The organism is Sphingobacterium rhinopitheci (assembly GCF_022627575.1).
GTDB lineage: Bacteria > Bacteroidota > Bacteroidia > Sphingobacteriales > Sphingobacteriaceae > Sphingobacterium > Sphingobacterium rhinopitheci.
In genome coordinates, this window is the sequence record NZ_JADEYQ010000007.1 from 15,409 (window position 1) to 36,068 (window position 20,660).

Consider the following 20,660-nt stretch of genomic DNA (forward strand, 5'->3'; position numbering starts at 1 on the left):
ATGGATTTAAATATTACATACTTAGACATAAGTATTTTCATTACATACCTAGTAATAGTCTTTGGACTAGGTATGTATGCCTCTCGACAAGGCAAAAAAACCAAACGAGATTACTTTCTCGCTGGAGACAAGCTATCATGGGCAATGATCGGAGGAAGTATCATTGCGGCGAATATCAGTAGCCATCACTTGGTGGGTGCAATGGGGGTAGCCTACACGCGAGGATTTGTCGCAGTTACCATGGAATGGGGAGCCATATTAATCGGACTTAATGTTCTTTTATGGGTATTTCTTCCTTTTTATATTCGTAATGGCTTCTTCACTATGCCTGAATATTTGCAAAAAAGATTTGGCGGATCAGCAAGAACAACGTATTCTATACTTGTCGTATTAACATATGTATTTGTTGAAATTGGTGCTGTACTTTATTTAGGCGCATTATCTCTTCATGCATTATTGGACATTCCAATTATCACAAGTGTGATCGTATTGGCAGTAGCAACGGGTATATACACCATATTGGGTGGATTGCGCGCTGTGGTATGGACAGAAATGCTACAATTAGTAGTACTACTTTCTGGTATGGTAGTTTTATCCTATGTGACTATTGATACAGCTGGTGGAATACCTGCAATAATAGAGTCTTCAAAAGACTGGGATATTTTGTTACCTGCATCAGACCCTGACTTTCCATGGACTATGTATTTAGGCGGCTCATTATGTGTAAGTATATTTTATTTTGCAACGAATCAATTTGTTGTTCAACGTGTATTAGCAGCTAAAAATGAATGGCATGCAAGAATGGGAGTAGTATTTTCACAATATCTTAAATTTTTAGTCCCCTTTCTGATTATATTCCCAGCCTTGGTGGCTCCTAAGCTTTTCCCCAACCTTGAAAAACCAGACCTACTCTTTTCTACACTCGTAGGATCTTTACTTCCTTCTGGATTAGTGGGATTGGTTATGGCAGGGCTAATTGCTGCGATCATGTCCCATTTATCTGGAGCAATCAATTCATGTACAACTATCCTAACCATGGATGTATATATTCCATATATCAATAAAAAAGCTACAGATGAGCAATCAGTAAAGTTTGGGAAGTCAGTAGGTGTAGTAGTAATTGTATTAGGAATGATCTGTACAGGATTATTAATCAACTATTCAGATAAACCGATATTTCTTTTCCTAATGAAAGCATACGGTTATTTTACACCTGGTATAGCTACCATGTTTTTATTAGGTATACTTTGGAGGCGAACTACGCAACAAGGGGCACTTGCAGCTGGAATATTAACAATTCCTCTCGCATTATCTCTTGAACTAGCTTTCCCCGAAATAGCCTATATGAATAGAGCTGGAATTGTATTTTGGACCTGTATGTTGACATGTGCAGTAGTGAGTTTATTGACGCCTGCTAAAACTGCTGTAGAGCTGGAGGGTTTAATTTGGAATAAAGAAAGCCTACGTTTGAGACCTGAAGAACGAGCACAAAATAGAGGTTTACGAAATCCTTTTATTTGGTGGGCGTTAGTTACAATTCTAGTATTGTACTTTTATATTACCTATGCTTAGATGTTTTCAATGATACTAAAAGATAATTGGGAGCTTGTCTCCCATATACAAGCGGAACTAGGTGAAGGCCCAACTTGGGACTATAGACTAAACAAGCTTTATTGGATTGATATTTTTGGGCAAAAAATATTTTGTCATGATCCATTAACTGGGCAAACAGAATCTATTTCTATAGCACAGAAAATTGGTTGTTTAGCACTCACGGATAATCCTACAGTATTATTGACTGCTCAAAAGCATGGTATTTATTTCACAAATATACCTTCAGGAGAAAGTAAGCTAATTACTTCTCCTGAAAGTAATTTACCTAATAATCGTTTCAATGATGGCAAAATAGATCCTCTTGGCAATTTTTGGGCGGGTACTATGGATGAAGTGTATAATACGAAGGAAGTCGCAAATTTGTATAAAATAAAATCAAATCAAGACACTGAATTAATGATACCAAAGCTATCATGTTCTAATGGATTAGCATGGGATTTGGCTAAAAATAAATTTTACCTTATTGATACCGGAGTAAGAAAATTATTCAGTTTTGATTACAACAAAGGTGAAATTAACAATCAACAAGAAGTCTTTAAGTTTGATGATACACAAGGAATTCCTGATGGAATGACCATTGATTCAGAAGGCAAGCTATGGATAGGATTCTGGAATGGTAATAAAGTAATCCGATTTGATCCCGACACAAAAGAGACACTGACTGAAATTCATCTTCCTGTCAGCAAAGTAACTTCATGTACTTTTGGTGGTAAAAAATTAAATGATCTGTATATCACAACTGCCAAAATTGGTTTGAGTGAAGAGGATTTAAAAGACCAACCTCTTGCAGGATCAACTTTTGTTATAAAAAATCTGCCATATAAAGGCATAAATACAAATTTATTCAAACTTACTTAAATCATGAAAAAACTCATTCTAATACTCAGCTTGGTATTTCAATCCATTTATGCATTTACTCAAGTAAATATTGTGGTCAACTGTGATAAAGATGATTGGCAATATAAAATTGATGAAGAAATTACTTTTAGTTACCAAATAACTAGCGATAATATTTCATTAAAGAATGCTGAAATTACCTACGAAATTGGTGAAGAAAAAATGCCAAATCAACTAAAGGGACGCTTGGATAAGTTAGAAGGAAATATCAAAAACAATAAACTATCAAAATCTGGATTTTTAAGGTGTACAATTTTGGTAACAGTAGGCAATAAAACGTATAAAGGCCTTGCTACAGCTGCAATAGAGCCATACAATATAAAACCTACGGTATCATTTCCTTCAGATTTTAAGGAATTTTGGAATAATTCAATTACAGAAACCCGTAAAATCCCTCTTAATTCAAAAGTCAAGCTTATCCCTGAACAATCGAATGAGAAAGTTAATGTCTATGCAATAAGTTTTGAAAATGATAAAATTAATAGCCGTATACACGGTATACTTACTGTACCCACTAAATCTGGAAAATATCCTGCAGTCTTAGAAGTACCGGGGGCAGGAATTAGAAAATATAGTGGAAACTTCGAACTTGTGGACGATGAAATCATTACATTGCAAATAGGGATTCATGGAATACCTGTCGATCTCGATCAAAGCGTATACAGTAATTTAGCTGCAGGAGCACTTTTTGAATATCCTTTTATTAATTTAGATAATAAAGACTATTACTATTATAAACGAGTCTATTTAGGTTGTGTCAAAGCCGTGGATTTTATCTATAGTCTACCTGAATTTGATGGAGAAAATATTGCTGTGAGTGGTGGAAGCCAAGGTGGTGCACTTGCCATCGTAACCGCATCTTTAGAACCACGCATTAAATATTTGAGATGTAATTACCCGGCATTATGCGATATTACTGGTTATTTAAATAATCAGGCTGGAGGATGGCCACATTTATTGAATGAAAAAAATAAATCAAGAAATTATACAGATAAAAAAATGGAAACTATCCCCTACTATGATGTAGTAAATTTTGCGAGAACACTCACACAACCGGGATTATATTCATGGGGTTATAATGACGAGGTATGTCCACCCACCTCCATATATGCAGCATATAATGTAATAAATGCTCCAAAAGAGTTGTTTCTAGTGAAGGAAACAGGTCATACCGTAACCCCAATACAAGTACAAAAAAAGAATGAATGGTTGATAAATAAACTAAAAAAATAGTCCATATTTAGAGGGCACTTAAAAAGTCTCCTTTTAAATAGGAAGTAAAAAAAGGAGTGAAGAACTGTCGTTTTCCACTCCTTTTTTTTGCGCCTTAAAGTAGTTTTTAACGGATACTAAACTGCATTCTACTCCACAAAAAAAATACATTTCAGCTCCTATTCAGGTTTGCATGTTATTATTATAACAAAAGATACTCTTATTCGAAAAATCAATGATCTTATCGATTTCACTTTTATCTATGATGAGCTTTTAGAGAAGTATTGTCACACTAATGGACGTACTATTGAGAGTCCTAAAAAGATGTTCAAGTACCTACTGATAAAAACGATCTACACGATTTCGGAAGTACCTGTTGTTGAGCGTTCCAGATATGACCTGTCTTTTAAATACTTTCTAGAAATGCCTTCTGAGGATGACTTGTTCAATTCAAGTTTACTTACTGAATTTCGCAATCTATATTAAAAGAGATGGAGCTATTAAACCTGTTGATCAATAAGACCGTATCAATTGCGTTGAAGAAAGGAAATATTTGATCAAAGTCCCTCATCGAAGATGCGCCCCATTACCATTCTAGAACAACCCCTTATACTGCATTGGAAGTACTTAAGGAACGTCCCAAAGTATTGCGAAATGGCTATATAGGATTGATGAGGAATACAAGGATAATCTGCCACAAAAGAACGAATCCAACGATATTGACCAAGAGTTTAGTTATAAAAATGACCGAGCTAGGTTAAACCCATACTCAGTCATTTCTTTAAAAATCATTAAAATGTTAAGGTAATTTCACTACCCTCTTATATTTCGGATCAATTTTTTAGAAATGTGGAATATTTAAAGACTTTCCATGTTGGAGCGCTGATTGATGAGCAATTATTCCAGGAACACTTAAATTTAAGGATAAACGTACATCTATCCATGGCTTTTTATTTTCTAAAATACAAGTAATAAAGTCATGTGTGAGTTGACCATGTGACCCACCGTGTCCTCCCTCAGGCATACCTTCTGGCAATTTTGGTCTAGATACTTCTGGTAAATTTTTCATCTCACCATGGTATTTTTTACCTCTCGAATACGAACCTTTCTCTCCTCTAATCCTGCCCTCCTCAGCAAATGGTCCATTCGTGTCATTACTGTACAACATCCTCGAAATACCACCATCATTGGCTTTAAAAATCGCTACTTCGGTTCCAAATTTATTTTTATAGATATTATCACCATTCTTCAAAATAGGCAAAGAACTTTCGACACCATGACAAGAAACTTCGGTAAAATATCCGTTGGTGACCGCCAAGTGATAGGCTGTTGCGTGCGTAAGATAGTACATAGGTGGAATACCATCTCGCCAATTGTTATAACTCGGTAAGCCATTGGGTTTATAGTGTAAATATTCACCCTCAGAATAGACTATTTTTCCAAATCCTCCTGCTTTATATATCTGACGCATGGCAAATAAATCTTCTCTATAGCAAGACGTCTCAAACATCATATATAATTTGCCACTCTTTTCTACAGCTTTATTTAATTGGAATGCTTCGTCCAAATCATTAAATACAGCAGGAACTGCTATGGCCACATGTTTACCATGATTTAGTGCGAGAATAGCATGCTTCGCATGACTAGGAGCATCCGTGCAAATAAATACCGCCTCGATAGACTTATCCTTTACCAACTCTTCTAGTGAGTTGTATTTTTTGGAGCATTTGACATGTACTGCCAATGCATCACATCGTTCGGGAATAATATCACTTACAGCCACTATTTCTACATTTGGATGATTTTGAAATCCAAAATCTGCTGAAAATTTTGAAAATCCATAGCCTACCAATCCTACCTTAATTTTCCTATTGGTGGTTATCTTAGGATAAATATCAGGATCTGCGAATGAATCAAATCCATTAACTTTTGCCATCAAGGGAACTGCACTAGCCATACAGGAAAGACCTAATGTTCCTAATGAAATTTTCTGTATAAATTTTCTTCTAGATTCCATAATTCACTATTTAAATCTCTTAATAAAAGATAATGTTTGCTCTATTAGATTTTCGAGTCCACCGACGGCAAAAGGAGTTTGTATTACGGTATAACAGTCTTCATCGTACAACTCTTTTGGAGGTAAATATCCCGCTGAACCATTTACTAAATTACCGATTAAAACACATTTTTCGCCCAAAGCACTTCTTATTTTTTGTTGAAAATCAGAATAAGCTTCGTTCTGTTGCCCAATTAAAATAGCATCACCAATCTGCCACACCCAAACACTAATTTTTGCTGAATTATTATCACCAAATTGAATACGTAAATTTTTTAGCCTAAATAATTTCTCATATTCCACGCGGGGAATATCAGTTTCCATCGTAGAAATGATATTTTGAAGGGTTGGCATATTTTTTAATTCAAAATCTACCTCAACTACATCAGCGGACAACTGCCTATTCAACTCTTGCTCCGAAAAATCCCATTCTGCCAAATCAGCACCAGAAACCACTACATTTTTAAAATACATTTGTTGATCGGCAGGAATCATCTCCTCCAGAACTGCTAAAACAGCGTAGCCTAAAATTTTCCCATTACGTTTTACAATTTGTAAGTCATCTGTGTATTGATATTGAGGAGCCAGCTCACCTGAAGCACCCTGAATAAAAAGTACAGGACAATCTAAATCATTTTGAATAAGATTACGCATTTCGCCTACGTAATCAGCAGATACTAATTGATTTGTCCATGCTAATGTTGTGGGATGACATGCGTAATTTACAATAACACCTTTTACTTTGTTCGTAATTAAATCTTGAATTCGTCCCACCAACAATGTATCATCAGCTGCTTTAACAGGATTAAATCCCGTTACATATCGGTTTTCTTCTTTTATATATAAATCTCTATTCCTCGCCAAAGCACATTTCCCATATTTCCAAGTAATAATACTTAATGATCGATTATCCAAACTTGCAGCTATAACTTCAATAATTTTATCTTGAAGAATGGAGATGTATTGCCTATTTATTTCACCGCCCAATTTTTCATCCAATTCATCTGAAAGCACTGGACCAGCGTGTGTGTGGGTAAGACAAAAAACAAGGTTTTCTTTAGGAAGCGAAAAATAATCTAATATGTGATTTAAAATTCTAACACGTACCTCATAACTTCGCCATACGCCAGCGTCCAAACTGACCATAACCATCGCTGTCTCTTCCAACTTCTGAGATATTGTCACACAAGATAACTTTAGCGAATTGTGATTCCCAATAGATTGATCATACTTTGCAGCCCCCCAATTACGCGCATAAATACCTACTGGTGGAGTGATATCGACTTCAGCAATACCAACAAAACCATGATAATTATTCTCTTTAAAAATCCTATTATCGAACATTTTATTACTGTAAAGAAAGTCCTCCATCCATCAATAGTGTACTACCTACCATATGTCGATTTAAAGGGTTACATAAAAAAATTATATTTTCAGCTACTTCTTCTGCTGTAATTACAGTCTTTGTCGGAACTCTTTCTGCAGCTCGCTCACGACGGCCGGGATTTTCATCCCATATTCTTCCTGACAACCCTGCATCTACATATCCAGGAGCAATTTCATTAACCAAAATCCCATACGGAGCTAGTTCCAATGCTAAACATTTATTAAGCATCTGGACTGCTGCTTTAGAAACAGAATAAGAAGGCATATGGCTATGTACGTGCTGTGCAGCCCAACTGCCAACAAATACAACTCTACCTGGTTCTTTATTCTCTTTAAGCAACTCAGTAGCATATTTGCTCATGTAGAATGCACCATTGACATTAACTCCAATATCTCCTTCCCACTGTAGTGCTGACGTTTCTTGGAATGATGAAAGCCTCGTGATCGCAGCATTAACAATTATTAGGGTTGGCAACCCTAATGTGCTATGCACTTCATCTATCCAATTTTTCACTTGAACTGCATTGGAAATATCTAGTGCTGTATACATACATTTTACCCCAAGTTTTTCTATCGATAGTATTGCACTTTTCGCTTCATCCTTACTTTTAATGTCACCCAGAGCAATATTAGCTCCCAAGAGCGCAAATTTTTGTGCTGTCGCAAACCCAATTCCTCCTACTCCTCCACTTATTATAACAGTTTTACCTTCAAACATGATTATTAGATATTAATTGATTATTCGGAAAATTCTAAAGATGATAACGATTTGATTCTAAATTCAGAAGGTGTTACCTTGGTGAATTTTTTAAAATTTTTATTAAACGAAGTAAAATTATTGAAACCGGAAAGATAGGCTATAGAAGAAATATCTGAATTCCCTTGCAAAAGGAGTTCACAAGCATACCCAATTCTAATTTCATTCACGAAATTAGAAAATGTTTTGTTCGTCCTGTTTTTAAAATATTTACAAAATGCAGGAGGAGTCATATATGCAATATCCGCGACTTCATCCAAACTGATTTTATTGACAAAATTCTCCATGACGTATTTATAAATTTTATTAATTTTCTCAATACTATCCTCTCTGTTACTAATTTGATAAATGGAGCTCGCTAAATATTCATAGTTTGGGTTAGAGGCTAAGTCATTAATCAAATTCAACAACAATAACAATCGATCTAGTCCATTTTCGGTTTCAACTATCTTTTTTAATAATTGTACTATAGTAATATAGCTATCACCGATTACCCGTATTCCCCTTTTTAAATTATTAAATAGCAAGCGTAAAGGGGCAAATTCAACTGAATTATAATGGCGATCTTCAAACCAGTCTGGTAAAAAATAAATTACAATAGCATGTATAGATTCATCATTGTTTACTACATGATGCTTGGACTCAGTATATGTTGCATGTGGCATATACGGCGGCATTATGGTCAAGTCTCCATCTACAAATCGATCCACACTATCCCCTACAATACGTCTCCCATTTCCTTTCAAAATAAGAGCTATTTCATATGCGTTATGATAATGCAGTTGATCACTAAGGGATTTTTGCACAACCTCCTTTACATGAATGGAGTTTTTTAATAGAGATTGGACATCAAATAGTGATGGTTTCATAGTTTAATAAATTATAGGTTATCACCTAATCTATTGATTAATGTTCACTAATTAAAACATTAGATTTTTGCAAAATCCTAATTTATTAGTTTACAATATAATAAATATGAAATTAGTAAAACAATCACTAAAGCGTTAAAGCCCAATTCACTAACCTTTAAACTATTTTAACCCAAATTCAGTCCGTCATGAGTAATTTTAGAACATTATTCATTAAAATGGAATAATAGTACTCGATAAAAAACTGGATTTTTAAGTTTAAAAAAAGCAATGAAACTCGCCTCCTTAATATGAATCGTAAATTGATATATTGAAAAGTATCATTCCAGTAATAGTAAATTAAATATCCTCAGGTTTTACGTAAACTGTAGCCCAAGCCCACTGAAAATTCCCCCTCCCCCAACCATCACGTAATATCTACTGCTACACCAGCAAAGTAAAGACCATGATTTTAATTTGATTCTAAATTTTTCAGAATCATTTGTGTGATTGAAATTCCACCTCGCATGACTTCGACTTTGTCGAAACCTATATCTCCCGAAAGATTGAATTTGTGGATAGTATTGATTATGCGTTTCGCATCTGCTTTAATCAGTGAACCTATATTTATATCCAAAGAAAGTGAAAACTCTCCATTTATAGTTTTCCATAGTGATCGTATTTTTTGTTAAATAAAAAGAATCATAGTATCCGTTAAAGCCTACATTAAGTCACGACAAAGAGAGACTATTTCCATAGCGACTTCAAAAGAGTCGCTTTTTTTTATTCATAGCATTTGTCAAAACATTTTCATTTGTTAAGAAATCTCATAAAATCTATTGTTACAAGCCCCCCGAGCATGAGTTAAATAATTGTGGAAGTTACATTTTCGCTTTTCGTAATATTTAGATAAAACCATTACCTTTGCAAAGTGTTCTATTAATAGTAATTAATAGAGTCTACCATCACTAAAATATCTTTTTAGTAATGTCAATAAATAACATTTATGTCTAAAAGATTTAAAATAGAAGAAACCGCACCTAAAGCCGAATCCGTAATTCTAGTAACAGTAATTACGCCTAATGTAACTGAACAGATGGCCAAAGATTATTTACAAGAATTGGACTTCCTTGTGCAAACTGCCGGCGGTGAAGTAAAAGGTATATTTACACAAAAACTTTCCAAACCGGAGCACGCCACATTTGTTGGAACAGGAAAGCTTATTGAGATTAAGGAATTTGTTGATGCCGAAGATATTGACCTAATTGTATTTGATGATGAGCTCAGCCCATCACAATTACGTAATATAGAACGTGAATTAAACAAAAAAGTATTAGACAGATCAAGTCTCATCTTGGATATCTTTGCGCGACACGCACAAACAGCACAGGCAAAAACCCAAGTAGAATTAGCACAACTACAATACTTATTACCACGTCTTACGCGATTATGGACCCACTTAGAGCGTCAACGTGGTGGAATCGGTATGCGTGGACCTGGAGAAACACAGATCGAAACAGATAGACGTATTATCTTAGATAAAATATCTTTATTGAAAGAACGCCTAAAAATAATAGATAGACAAAACTCTACGCAGCGTAAAAACCGTGGAGAAATGATTCGTGTTGCCTTGGTTGGTTATACCAATGTCGGTAAGTCTACGATTTTGAATATGATTTCAAAATCTGATGTATTAATGGAGAATAAGCTCTTCGCGACATTAGACACAACAGTACGGAAGGTGGTAATAGACAATCTACCATTCCTATTATCAGATACAGTAGGATTCATCCGAAAACTACCACATCATCTTGTAGAATCATTTAAATCTACGTTGGACGAAGTCCGTGAAGCAGATATTCTAATTCACGTCGTAGATATTTCACACCCCAACTTTGAGGATCACATTATAGCGGTAAATGAGACATTAAAAGATATTAATGCCTTAGATAAACCTGTCATCACGGTATTCAACAAGATAGATGCTTACAAGGCTCCTATTGAGGTCGGCCAAGAAGGCGAAGAGGTAAAAATAACGTTAGATGATTTCAGAAACTCATGGATGTCAAAAAATGCAGACCCTGCAATCTTCTTGTCAGCAACAGAGAAAATAAATCTAGAAGAGTTCAAAGAGAAGCTTTATGAGATAATTTCAGCAATGCATAACGAGAGATATCCATATAACAATCTGTTGTATTAACAATGAATAAAAAAACGCACTTTGTTGACTGGGGCTCGGTAGACTATAAAGAAGCCTGGGAAAGACAAGAAAAAATCTTTGCGGAGACATTAGTAATAAAACAAAATAATAGAACTAACAATACAGAGGTACCTACACCAAACTATTTAATATTCACCGAACATCCACATGTGTATACATTAGGAAAAAGTGGACATGAAGAGTATTTGCTCTTGGACGAAGCAGGGTTAAAAGAAAAGGATGCTAAGTTTTACAAGATCAATCGTGGTGGAGATATTACGTATCATGGCCCCGGTCAAATCGTTGGCTACCCTATATTGGATTTAGATAATTTTTTTACCGATATCCATTTATACTTACGTACACTGGAGGAGGCAATTATCCTAACACTTAGCGACTATGGTATAATAGCTGGCCGATACGAAGGATACACAGGAGTATGGCTAGATGCAGACAATGAAAAGGCGAGAAAAATATGCGCTTTGGGGGTCAGAGCATCACGCTGGGTGACAATGCATGGTTTTGCATTCAACGTTAATGCAGATTTAAACTATTTTGGACACATTATCCCTTGTGGCATAGATGATAAAGACGTGACGTCGATGGAGCGCGAACTAGGTCGAAAATTAGATTTAGAAGAAGTGAAAATGAAGTTAAAGAATCATATCGCTGATTTGATGAAGATGGAGCTTTATTAATCATATGGCAATAGACAACAAAGGGGCTAACAAAATTAGCCCCTTTGTTGTACCACCAATATTATCACTTAAAGAAGTTCAAATATTTCAGTTTCGCAATCACGCGTTGCTATTGACAATTGTATCTTTTCACAATATTGAGCAAAGGTATTATTTACAATTTCAATAGTATTATTCTGACCTGATAGATGTCCTAAGATCAAATGTTTTAATCGATCAGTTTTATTCTCTAAAAATAATTGCAAAGCAATATCATTAGAAATATGCCCTAAGCCACCACTAATCCTATTTTTTAAAAAATAAGAATAACGTCCCGTCTTCAACATTTCCGTATCATAGTTGCTTTCCAACAAAAGCACATCAGCATTTTGAATAGCTTGTTGTACATTTTCACAGCCATTGCCCAGATCTGTCAAGACAGCAATATTATAAACAGAATCCGTCACTACAAAACTACAAGGTTCCTTCGCATCATGCTGCTTAGGCAGCCCAATAACAGTAAGAGAGCCAATAGACACCCGAGCATCAGCTGCAATAATATTTACCAAATGCTCTGGGAGGTGAAGTTTAGTTCCTTGATACGTGCCCTCTGTAAGATAGACAGGAATTTGATAGCGTTTACAAAAAACGGACAAGCCTTTTATATGATCTGTATGTTCATGCGTAATAAAAATAGCTTTAACACTAGCCGGATCAATCCCCAGCCTATTCATACGCAATTCGACATGTTTAGTATTAATACCTACATCGACTAACACTACATCATCACCATTCGCGATATAATAACAATTTCCATTCGATCCCGAAGCAATAGAACAATATTTCATAATGGAGGCAAAGGTAAAGAAAAGATAAACTAATCACTTCCCGAATACAGAGATAAGTATAAACTTTGTTTATACTTATCTGCTTAAAAAATGCTTTATGTTAAACTATTGTTGATCAAAGTTAAATAGCATCTATTCACTAACACTCTGCCAAACTAACCGGCACTTTTGTTGCCAAGCCACCATCAGCTGTTTCTTTATACTTGACATTCATATCTTGAGCAGTTTCCCACATCGTACTAACGACAGCATCCAAACTTACTTTGGCTTTATCAGGATTCGATTGTAGTGCCAATTGAGCAGCTGTAATCGCCTTGATAGCACCCATTGTATTTCTTTCAATACAAGGTATCTGCACCAAACCACCTATAGGATCACAAGTCAGCCCGAGGTGATGTTCCATTGCAATCTCTGCTGCCATTAATACTTGGCGTTGTGAGCCACCAAGGCACTCTGTGAGTGCACCTGCTGCCATGGCGGAGGAGACACCGATTTCTGCTTGACACCCCCCCATTGCTGCAGAAATAGTTGCATTCTTCTTGAAGATAGCACCTATCTCAGAGGCCGTAGCAATAAATTGTAAAATATTATCATCTGAAAGAGCATCAAAGAAAATAATATAATATTGAAGAACTGCAGGAATCACCCCAGAAGCGCCATTAGTAGGCGCAGTAACCACTCTTCCAAACGAAGCATTCTCTTCATTTACAGCCAACGCAAAACAACTTACACAGTCCAATATATAGCCAAAATCTTTACCTCCTTGACGAAGTGCGTTCACCCAAGTTTCGTAATTATGGTAAGATCTATCTTTCAAGATACGCTTATTCATCTTAGCAGCTCGTCTTTCAACATTCAACCCACCCGGTAATATACCGTCTGTATGACATCCTTTATAGATACAATCCTTAATCGTATCGAATATTTTCAAAATACCTGCACGCGTTTCATATTCAGGACGCCAAGCACATTCATTTTCTAATACAAGTTCAGAAATCTTAAGCCCTGTACGCATACAAGCACTGATTAACTCTTTAGCTGTATCTACTGGAAAAGGCAAGTCAACTTCTGACAATACACTTTCAGTATCATTTTCTTGCACCACAAATCCACCACCTATCGAGTAATAGGTTTCACTAATAGCAGTACCATCATTGATAAAAGCTTGGAAAGTTAGAGCATTAGAATGAAAGGGAAGACTTTGGTCAAATAAAAAGTGAAATTGATCCGTATAACTAAATTCTATCTCTGCAATCCCTCCCAATACCAACTTCTTAGCACTCTTAATATCTTGTACTTTTGGAATTACTTGAGCCACATCAAAAGTAACGGGATCATCACCACTCAATCCTAATAATACAGCAATATCCGTCCCGTGCCCAATCCCTGTCTTTGCTAAAGATCCATAAAGAAATACATTGACCGATTGCACGTGCACAAACACACGCTTATCTATCAGTGACTGAACAAACCGTTGTGCTGCACGCCACGGACCTAGGGTATGTGAACTAGACGGTCCAATGCCAACCTTAAACATATCAAATACAGAAATTTGCTCTTTAGCCATTTTATTATTCGTTTATACCATTCGCAAAACTAAGGTATTAGTGGTGAAAAAAAAAGCCAACTTGATGAATCAAGTTGGCTTTAACAATATTTTAATATATAAACTAAATACCTTTCCCGAAGTCGTATTTTTTATTAACAGTAACAGGTAGTTTACCTGTCGCTTTGATTTGTCGCAATAATACCTTTAAAGCAGCGCGCTGCATAAAATCATCGTTTTGATACGCCAATATTATAGCACTACTTCTATCTACTTTTACAGAATTCAAAGCATATGGACTACTAAACATTACCGTAATAGTACGTCGTCCAGCAAGCTCATCAATAAATTTTTTCACGGGCTCTTTGATTGCCAATTCAGGCCTTGGTCGAGATCTATCATCATGTATTACTAATACAATCTGTTTATAAGATTTAATCTCTTTAATCAACGCTTTCAATTCCTCGTCTGTTGCATCTGAAGGAATATAAAAATTCTTGCCATTTGTAAGCTGTAAAGCTAAGCCTTTTTCGAAATCCTGAGCGCTAGTTATTCCTACCGAAACAACTGCTGTAGATTGCTTTTTATTAAAACTAAAAATAGCCTTATCAGAATTCAAAACAGTGATAGCACCATCAGCCATACGTTGAATGAGTGATTTCGTAGCAGGCCTATTTAAATCTTCAATTAGACCATTTCTATTTGCAGGCTTATATTTATCTAACCCTAACCAATACTTAGCTGCTAAAATGCGCTTTACTCTACTATCAATATCCGCTTGATTCAAGCGTCCGGACTGAATTGATTTTTGTACCAAATCAATTGCTCGTGCACTATTTTCTGAAATCTCTAATAAATCGTGACCTGCTTCTATCGCTAAGACATCTCCCTCACCATTGGGAAAATATTTAGTTACGCCTTTCATATCCATAGCATCCGTAACCGTAAGCCCTTTGAATCCTAACTCTTTTCGAAGAATCTCTGTTACCACATTTTTAGAAATAGATGAAGGTTTATTTGGCGTATTATCCAAAGCTGGAATAAACATATGTCCCACCATTACAGAAGGGGCGCCATCTTTGATCAATTCTTTAAAAGGAAAAATCTCCAATGAATCTAAACGCTCTCTTGAAAAATTAAGAACAGGTAAATCGTAATGTGAATCTACATCCGTGTCACCATGTCCAGGAAAATGTTTAATGGAGGCTAGTATACCACCATCAACCATACCGTCCATGTAAGCTTTAGATTTTTTTACTACATTAAATTTATTATCACCAAAAGAACGAAATCCAATAACAGGATTTTTAGGGTTATTATTGACGTCAACAGTTGGTGCAAAATTAAAATGCATGCCTAATCTCAAGAAATCTTTAGCTACTTCACGACCCATATCATACAATAAACGATTGTCTTGAAGTGCTCCCAGTGTCATTTGATAAGGAAATGACAGTGTAGAATCAGGCAATCTCATTCCTAATCCCCACTCTCCATCGACAGTAACTAACAAAGGAACTTTAGCATTTTTCTGATAAGCGTTTAACATATCCAAGTGACGAACTGGTCCACCTTGAAATACAACCAAGCCACCCAGTTGTTCTTTTTTCAGTACCGTTGCGACAGAATCAATATATCCTTGACCCAAATTGGTATGTGCTCTCACCAAAAAAAGCTGCCCAATACGCTCTTTGGGAGTAAGGTTATTAAAAACAGAATCAACCCATTGATGTTGTTGATTAATAAAAGGCACGAATTCAGGCCTTTTTTGTGCCATGACAGCTGTTACTGTTATGGTTAATGCGATGCTAAAAAGTATATTTTTTATCATAGAATAAACAAGTAGATTACTAAAATACAATTTTTCGCTTGATAAACCATATTTTGCATGAATATTTTACAAACACGCAAAAAAACGCACTAAAGCAATTGGTATTTTTGCTCCAATAATATGGCAATATCTAAAGGGTTATCTATATCACCGCAAGCCTCTCTCTTCCACAGCATATTTATTATAAGTAATAAATATTGAGTTTCTAGTTCGGGCTCAGCATACCCAAGTTCAATAAATGCCTTAAGTATAATAGGCTGAACAGGCTTCATAAACTGTTCATGCTGTTGTTTAGAAAATGGAACGTGTGAGAGTCTTTCTTGCAATTTCCAAAACATAGGCTCTTCTGCCACTAATTTACTCGGCAAAAATATCATATTACGTAAAAAATCTTTTGCACTTTTATACGTCATCATGCCACGATGATGTTGCAGAACTCTACGATACCCCGATTTAATCAAATGAACTAATAGAGCATCTTTGTTACCAAAATGTTTAAAAATCAATGCTTCTGATACTCCTGCTTGAAGTGAAATTTCTTTTGTTGAAGTATCAGCATATCCTTTCTGAGCAAACAATGCCAACGCTGTTTGCAATATCTTTTCTTTTCTACTTACTGAGGATTCCTTCATAAATTATAAATTCCGAGTAGCACAAATATATTTAATTTAACGTAAAACATGAATTGTATTATTTCTATGATAAAATGGAATATAAAGAATAATACTGTAAAATTGTGTTAGCAAACCTATATAATACTTTGAAAACCAATAAACTTATACCTTTAATTGCATCCATCATAGTGTGCTTGAATACACCATTATTCTCTAATGGACAAAATAGTATTTCAGGGGTAGTTATTGAAAAAACAAATTCAAAACCATTAATTGGTGTCACTTTGACCTTACTAAATAAGCTTGATTCTAGCAAAGCTACATTTACAACTGATGAAAGTGGGATTTTCAGCACAAAAAATCTGAAAAAAGGCAAATACAACATAAGCACAAATTATATAGGCTATAAGGGAGACTCTAAAGATATAGAATTAATGGAGAAACCGATTCATCTTTCCTTTCAATTAGAACCCAATGAAACCACTATAGAAGAAGTAGAAATTTCTGCTCCGCATGCAATCAAAATGAAGGGCGACACCATGGAATTTGATGCGCTCAAATTCTCCACACGAGAATATGCAGACGCAGACGAACTCGTAGTTCAAATCCCCGGTGTCATCATCGACGAAGAAGGGAATGTCTCAGCTCACGGTGAACAGGTAACCCGTATTATTGTTGATGGAAAAGAATTTTTCAGCTCAGACCCAAGAATCGCACTAAAAACACTGCCGGCAGATATCATTGCGAAGATCCAAATAATAGATGAAAAATCAGATCAATCCCGATTTTCCGGTTTTGATGATGGAAAGCGGAATAAAGTAATAAACATTGTAACAAAACCAGATAAAAGGAAAGGTAAGTTTGGGAAATCCAATCTAGCAAAAGGAAATGGTGACAAATTTGCTATTAATGGATCATTGAATGGTTTCAACCAAGACCGAAAATTTTCAATCAACATACTAGCAAATAACATTAATGAAACTAATTTTGCTGAACAAGGACGCGGGGGAGCACGCCGTGGCAATTCTAATACTGAAAGAGGGCTATCAGACACCTACGCTGCTGCAATAAATTATAGCAATACATTTTGGGACAAAAAGATGGAAGTATCAGGAGATTACAACTTCAGAAAGATGACTACATTAACGAATAGTTTGTCCGAGATAGAATATTTGTCCGAAAAACAAGCTAACCAATTTCGATTTCAAGATCAATACTCGGACCATACAGTAAAAGAACAGAAGTTCAATGCTAGGGTAAAATGGGACATTGACTCCTTAAATAAAATTGACTTCTCCCCTACTATTTCCTATACTGGGGGACAAAACATTTCAATGTCTATAAGTGAAACAAATTTGGAAAAAACAAAACCTATAAATTCATCAAACAGGAGCACTGAATCAATAAACGAGAATATCAATGTGGGTGGCTCGATTACGTATATGCATCGCTTCAAAAAACAAGGAAGGACTATTTCATTAAATGTCAGTGGCCATTTTAATGCTAATGATGCCACAGCCTTAAATCTTGCTGTTACTTCCTATTACAAAAACGCTAGCCTGTCACGCATAGACACCAACAACAATAAAAGTCTTACCCATGGATATGGCTCAGGTGTCAATAGTAGGCTTTCCTTCACGGAAAATATATCCACAAAAAGTAGACTACAAGCGAATTATAATTTCCGCAATACGGCCGGCTATTCTGACAAAGAAACATTTGAATTCTTAGCAGAAACTGGGCAACTGGGCGAACTAAAAGACAGGCTTTCAAATGAATTTAGAAATGACTATAATTATCATAGTGCAGGTATTTCTTATTCCTATAACAACAAAGAGACAATACGTGTACAAATAGGCACAAATTTCCAACACGGCATACGCGTAAATAATAGAATCGTACCCATTAATTTAAAGACAACAGCCGACTTCAACAGTATATTACCAGAGTTTACATTTGCATTTAAAATTGATGAAAACAGACATATTGAACTGAACTACAATACCGAGACAAACGCCCCAAGCATCAATAATCTACAGGATTTTGTTAATAATCAAAACGAACTACGCATAACAAATGGAAACCCTAACCTCAAACAAGAATATGCCCATAGTTTAAGAGTCCAATACAAAGATATTAACAAAGTTTCAGGCAGGTCTCTAAGGACCAACCTATCTTTAGATTTATTCAATAATAAAATCGTGAACTCCATCATCATGACAGACACCACGATAGCTCTATTTGATGATATTATCTTAGGAGCCGGAGGACAATACATCGTTCCGATCAATGTGAGTGGTGCCTATACCGCACGAATAAACAACAGCTACGGTGTCCCCATAAAAAAGTGGAAAATAAACCTACAAAGCAATACTAATGCTTACCTGTCCCATGATATTACACAAATAAATGGGGATTTATTTAATAGTACTTCATACGGATTTGGGCAGACAGTAGGCTTCAATTCAAATTTCAGCAAATTATATATTATCGGATTGAGTTATACCATTAACGGTAGATTTACAGAAAACCCCATGTCTACTGTAAAACAGTACCAAATATATACCCATAAAATAAACAACAATATAACTATAGAACTATTCAAAAAAATAGTTCTCGGTTCCAACTTTATGTATCTATACAATGGAGGGATACTGGGTGCTCCAGCAATAGAGACAACCCTTTGGAATGCTTCATTAGGATATAAAATATTGAAACATAGAAATGCAGAAATCGCTATTCGTGGTTTTGATCTTTTAAATAATGCACAAAATATAAATAGAAGAGTCAATGAGAATAACATCTCCAATGTCACATCCAACACACTTACAAGGTACTTCCTAACTACATTCACGTATAACTTGAGAAAATTTGGCGGTAGATAACATTTTACCAAGAAGACTATATAAAAGTTCCTCCGGCATTAATAAGATATTGCTTCTTGGTCATATAAGAATCCTTATCTATTGCTTTGGTCGCCTTAGATACAATGGCGGTTTTATAGCCTAAGGCCAAAGCATCTATAGCGGTGTAATAAACACAATAATCGGCTGCTAATCCACATATATGTACTTCTGTAACCCCTCTATCACTCAAATAGCCATGTAAACCTGTATTACGCTGACGTGAGTTATCATAAAAACCTGAATAGCTATCCACGTTCACATTTGTTCCTTTCCTGAAAATCCCCTCGAAGCGCACCTGATCTAATAAATCTGAAAATTGAGCACCAAAAGATCCTTGGATACAATGATCTGGCCACAATGTTTGTTGAATACCCTTTATCGAAATAACATCAAATTCTTTATACTGCGAATATTGTGACGCAAAACTTTTGTGAACTGCAGGATGCCAATCTTGTGTTGCTACCACCAATTCATACCTGCTTTGCAATGCATTAATAACTGGAATAATTTCATCACCATTTGGTACACATAGATTACCGCCAGGTAAAAAATCATTCTGCATATCTACTACTATTAAAGCTTTCATAAATCGTATTAATCTATATTCATTACATAACCAACACCCCTAACATTCGTAATATGAATACGCTCATCATGGACAAAATATTTTCTAATTCTACTGATAAAAACATCTAAACTTCTACCGGTAAAATAAGTATCCTCTTTCCAATATGTTTTAATTATTTCTTCACGAGGAACTACCCTATCTTTATTTTCAAATAAACGACGTATCAACTCCGTTTCACGAAAAGACAACTTCTCAAAATAAGTACCAAAAGTAAGAAGGCTTTTATTCGTATCTAGGGTATAATTACCAATTTGATATATCATAGGTACTGTTCTCAAATTACGCTTCACTAATGCTTCTATCCTTACGATCAATTCTTCCACTTTAAAAGGCTTTCGAATATAATCATTAGCACCAACATGAAAGCCTTTAACCACATCTTCAGTTTGGGTGAGTGCAGAAAGAAATAATATAGGAACCTGTGCATCCAGCTTACGAATTTCAGTAGCAAAAGTATAGCCATCCATTAAAGGCATCATAATATCAACAACTAAGACATGAGGTTTTTCCTTCTTAAATATCGCCAATGCATCATGACCATTCAATCTATGCATTACCTCAAATCCATAATTCTCTAAACTATCTACGACTATCATCGCTAAATTAACCTCGTCTTCGATATACAATACTTTTATCATAATAT

General features: G+C 35.4%; 17 protein-coding genes. 7 read left to right on the top strand and 10 right to left on the bottom strand.

Features of this window, described 5'->3' with window-relative positions; translation table 11 throughout:
- The 4 genes from IP023_RS08675 (at position 1) to IP023_RS08690 (ending at position 4,209) form a co-directional block, all read left to right on the top strand.
- Positions 1–1,572, top strand: coding sequence for an SLC5 family protein (locus IP023_RS08675; protein WP_241789878.1), 1,572 nt, complete (start codon positions 1–3; stop codon positions 1,570–1,572).
- A 9-nt stretch (positions 1,573–1,581) separates the two neighbouring features.
- Positions 1,582–2,472 carry an SMP-30/gluconolactonase/LRE family protein gene (locus IP023_RS08680; protein WP_241789879.1) on the top strand — a complete coding sequence of 297 codons (891 nt, stop codon included), beginning with the start codon at positions 1,582–1,584 and terminating at the stop codon, positions 2,470–2,472.
- Between the two features lie 3 nt (positions 2,473–2,475).
- A complete protein-coding gene (locus tag IP023_RS08685) occupies positions 2,476–3,744 on the top strand; it encodes an acetylxylan esterase (protein ID WP_241789880.1) in 1,269 nt (422 codons plus the stop codon).
- Between the two features lie 168 nt (positions 3,745–3,912).
- Positions 3,913–4,209 (top strand): transposase, encoded by a 297-nt coding sequence (locus IP023_RS08690; RefSeq protein WP_241789881.1) that lies wholly within the window; start codon positions 3,913–3,915, stop codon positions 4,207–4,209.
- 355 nt (positions 4,210–4,564) lie between these two features.
- Here IP023_RS08690 and IP023_RS08695 read toward each other — a convergent pair whose 3' ends face one another.
- The 4 genes from IP023_RS08695 to IP023_RS08710 are packed head-to-tail and all read right to left on the bottom strand — an operon-like array spanning position 4,565 to position 8,791.
- Positions 4,565–5,740, bottom strand: a complete 1,176-nt coding sequence (locus tag IP023_RS08695; RefSeq protein WP_241789882.1) for a Gfo/Idh/MocA family protein — start codon at positions 5,738–5,740, stop codon at positions 4,565–4,567.
- Between the two features lie 6 nt (positions 5,741–5,746).
- Positions 5,747–7,150 carry a neutral/alkaline non-lysosomal ceramidase N-terminal domain-containing protein gene (locus IP023_RS08700; protein ID WP_241789883.1) on the bottom strand — a complete coding sequence of 468 codons (1,404 nt, stop codon included), beginning with the start codon at positions 7,148–7,150 and terminating at the stop codon, positions 5,747–5,749.
- Positions 7,128–7,883 (bottom strand): SDR family NAD(P)-dependent oxidoreductase, encoded by a 756-nt coding sequence (locus IP023_RS08705; RefSeq protein WP_241789884.1) that lies wholly within the window; start codon positions 7,881–7,883, stop codon positions 7,128–7,130. Before IP023_RS08705 ends, IP023_RS08700 begins: the two co-directional genes overlap by 23 nt.
- A 20-nt stretch (positions 7,884–7,903) precedes the next feature.
- Entirely contained in the window at positions 7,904–8,791 is an 888-nt protein-coding gene (locus IP023_RS08710; protein WP_241789885.1) for an AraC family transcriptional regulator, read from the bottom strand.
- Positions 8,792–9,776: 985 nt separating this feature from the next.
- Between IP023_RS08710 and hflX the strand changes: the two genes are divergently transcribed.
- Complete coding sequence (gene hflX / locus IP023_RS08715; RefSeq protein WP_241789886.1) at positions 9,777–10,970, top strand: GTPase HflX; 1,194 nt, start codon at positions 9,777–9,779, stop codon at positions 10,968–10,970.
- Positions 10,971–10,972: 2 nt separating this feature from the next.
- On the top strand, positions 10,973–11,668 hold the full coding sequence (gene lipB / locus IP023_RS08720) for a lipoyl(octanoyl) transferase LipB (RefSeq protein ID WP_241789887.1): 696 nt from the start codon (positions 10,973–10,975) through the stop codon (positions 11,666–11,668).
- Between the two features lie 68 nt (positions 11,669–11,736).
- On the opposite strand, the gene IP023_RS08725 is transcribed toward lipB, so the two are convergent.
- The 4 genes from IP023_RS08725 to IP023_RS08740 form a co-directional block, all read right to left on the bottom strand.
- Positions 11,737–12,495, bottom strand: a complete 759-nt coding sequence (locus tag IP023_RS08725; RefSeq protein ID WP_241789888.1) for an MBL fold metallo-hydrolase — start codon at positions 12,493–12,495, stop codon at positions 11,737–11,739.
- A gap of 139 nt (positions 12,496–12,634) precedes the next feature.
- The gene (locus IP023_RS08730) at positions 12,635–14,062 is read right to left on the bottom strand and encodes an L-serine ammonia-lyase (RefSeq protein ID WP_241789889.1); all 1,428 of its coding nucleotides are present in this window, start codon (positions 14,060–14,062) and stop codon (positions 12,635–12,637) included.
- 103 nt (positions 14,063–14,165) lie between these two features.
- Positions 14,166–15,869, bottom strand: a complete 1,704-nt coding sequence (locus IP023_RS08735) for a glycoside hydrolase family 3 protein (protein WP_241789890.1) — start codon at positions 15,867–15,869, stop codon at positions 14,166–14,168.
- 89 nt (positions 15,870–15,958) lie between these two features.
- A complete protein-coding gene (locus tag IP023_RS08740) occupies positions 15,959–16,501 on the bottom strand; it encodes a TetR/AcrR family transcriptional regulator (protein ID WP_241789891.1) in 543 nt (180 codons plus the stop codon).
- Positions 16,502–16,629: 128 nt separating this feature from the next.
- On the opposite strand from IP023_RS08740, the gene IP023_RS08745 reads away from it, so the two are divergent.
- Complete coding sequence (locus IP023_RS08745) at positions 16,630–19,368, top strand: outer membrane beta-barrel protein (RefSeq protein WP_241789892.1); 2,739 nt, start codon at positions 16,630–16,632, stop codon at positions 19,366–19,368.
- Between the two features lie 16 nt (positions 19,369–19,384).
- Here the strand turns inward: IP023_RS08745 and pncA are convergent, their stop codons facing one another.
- Positions 19,385–19,975 (bottom strand): bifunctional nicotinamidase/pyrazinamidase, encoded by a 591-nt coding sequence (gene pncA, locus IP023_RS08750; RefSeq protein ID WP_241789893.1) that lies wholly within the window; start codon positions 19,973–19,975, stop codon positions 19,385–19,387.
- 8 nt (positions 19,976–19,983) lie between these two features.
- Complete coding sequence (locus IP023_RS08755) at positions 19,984–20,655, bottom strand: response regulator transcription factor (protein WP_241789894.1); 672 nt, start codon at positions 20,653–20,655, stop codon at positions 19,984–19,986.
- Positions 20,656–20,660 lie beyond the last annotated feature (5 nt).

Coding starts and splice junctions, on each gene's coding strand:
- IP023_RS08685 (WP_241789880.1), top strand. CDS start 2,476: ATGAAAAAACTCATTCTAATACTCAGCTTGGTATTTCAATCCATTTAT.
- IP023_RS08755 (WP_241789894.1), bottom strand. CDS start 20,655: ATGATAAAAGTATTGTATATCGAAGACGAGGTTAATTTAGCGATGATA.
- IP023_RS08695 (WP_241789882.1), bottom strand. CDS start 5,740: ATGGAATCTAGAAGAAAATTTATACAGAAAATTTCATTAGGAACATTA.
- IP023_RS08730 (WP_241789889.1), bottom strand. CDS start 14,062: ATGGCTAAAGAGCAAATTTCTGTATTTGATATGTTTAAGGTTGGCATT.
- hflX (WP_241789886.1), top strand. CDS start 9,777: ATGTCTAAAAGATTTAAAATAGAAGAAACCGCACCTAAAGCCGAATCC.
- IP023_RS08710 (WP_241789885.1), bottom strand. CDS start 8,791: ATGAAACCATCACTATTTGATGTCCAATCTCTATTAAAAAACTCCATT.
- IP023_RS08700 (WP_241789883.1), bottom strand. CDS start 7,150: ATGGAGGACTTTCTTTACAGTAATAAAATGTTCGATAATAGGATTTTT.
- IP023_RS08725 (WP_241789888.1), bottom strand. CDS start 12,495: ATGAAATATTGTTCTATTGCTTCGGGATCGAATGGAAATTGTTATTAT.
- IP023_RS08675 (WP_241789878.1), top strand. CDS start 1: ATGGATTTAAATATTACATACTTAGACATAAGTATTTTCATTACATAC.
- pncA (WP_241789893.1), bottom strand. CDS start 19,975: ATGAAAGCTTTAATAGTAGTAGATATGCAGAATGATTTTTTACCTGGC.
- IP023_RS08740 (WP_241789891.1), bottom strand. CDS start 16,501: ATGAAGGAATCCTCAGTAAGTAGAAAAGAAAAGATATTGCAAACAGCG.
- IP023_RS08705 (WP_241789884.1), bottom strand. CDS start 7,883: ATGTTTGAAGGTAAAACTGTTATAATAAGTGGAGGAGTAGGAGGAATT.
- IP023_RS08735 (WP_241789890.1), bottom strand. CDS start 15,869: ATGATAAAAAATATACTTTTTAGCATCGCATTAACCATAACAGTAACA.
- lipB (WP_241789887.1), top strand. CDS start 10,973: ATGAATAAAAAAACGCACTTTGTTGACTGGGGCTCGGTAGACTATAAA.
- IP023_RS08680 (WP_241789879.1), top strand. CDS start 1,582: ATGATACTAAAAGATAATTGGGAGCTTGTCTCCCATATACAAGCGGAA.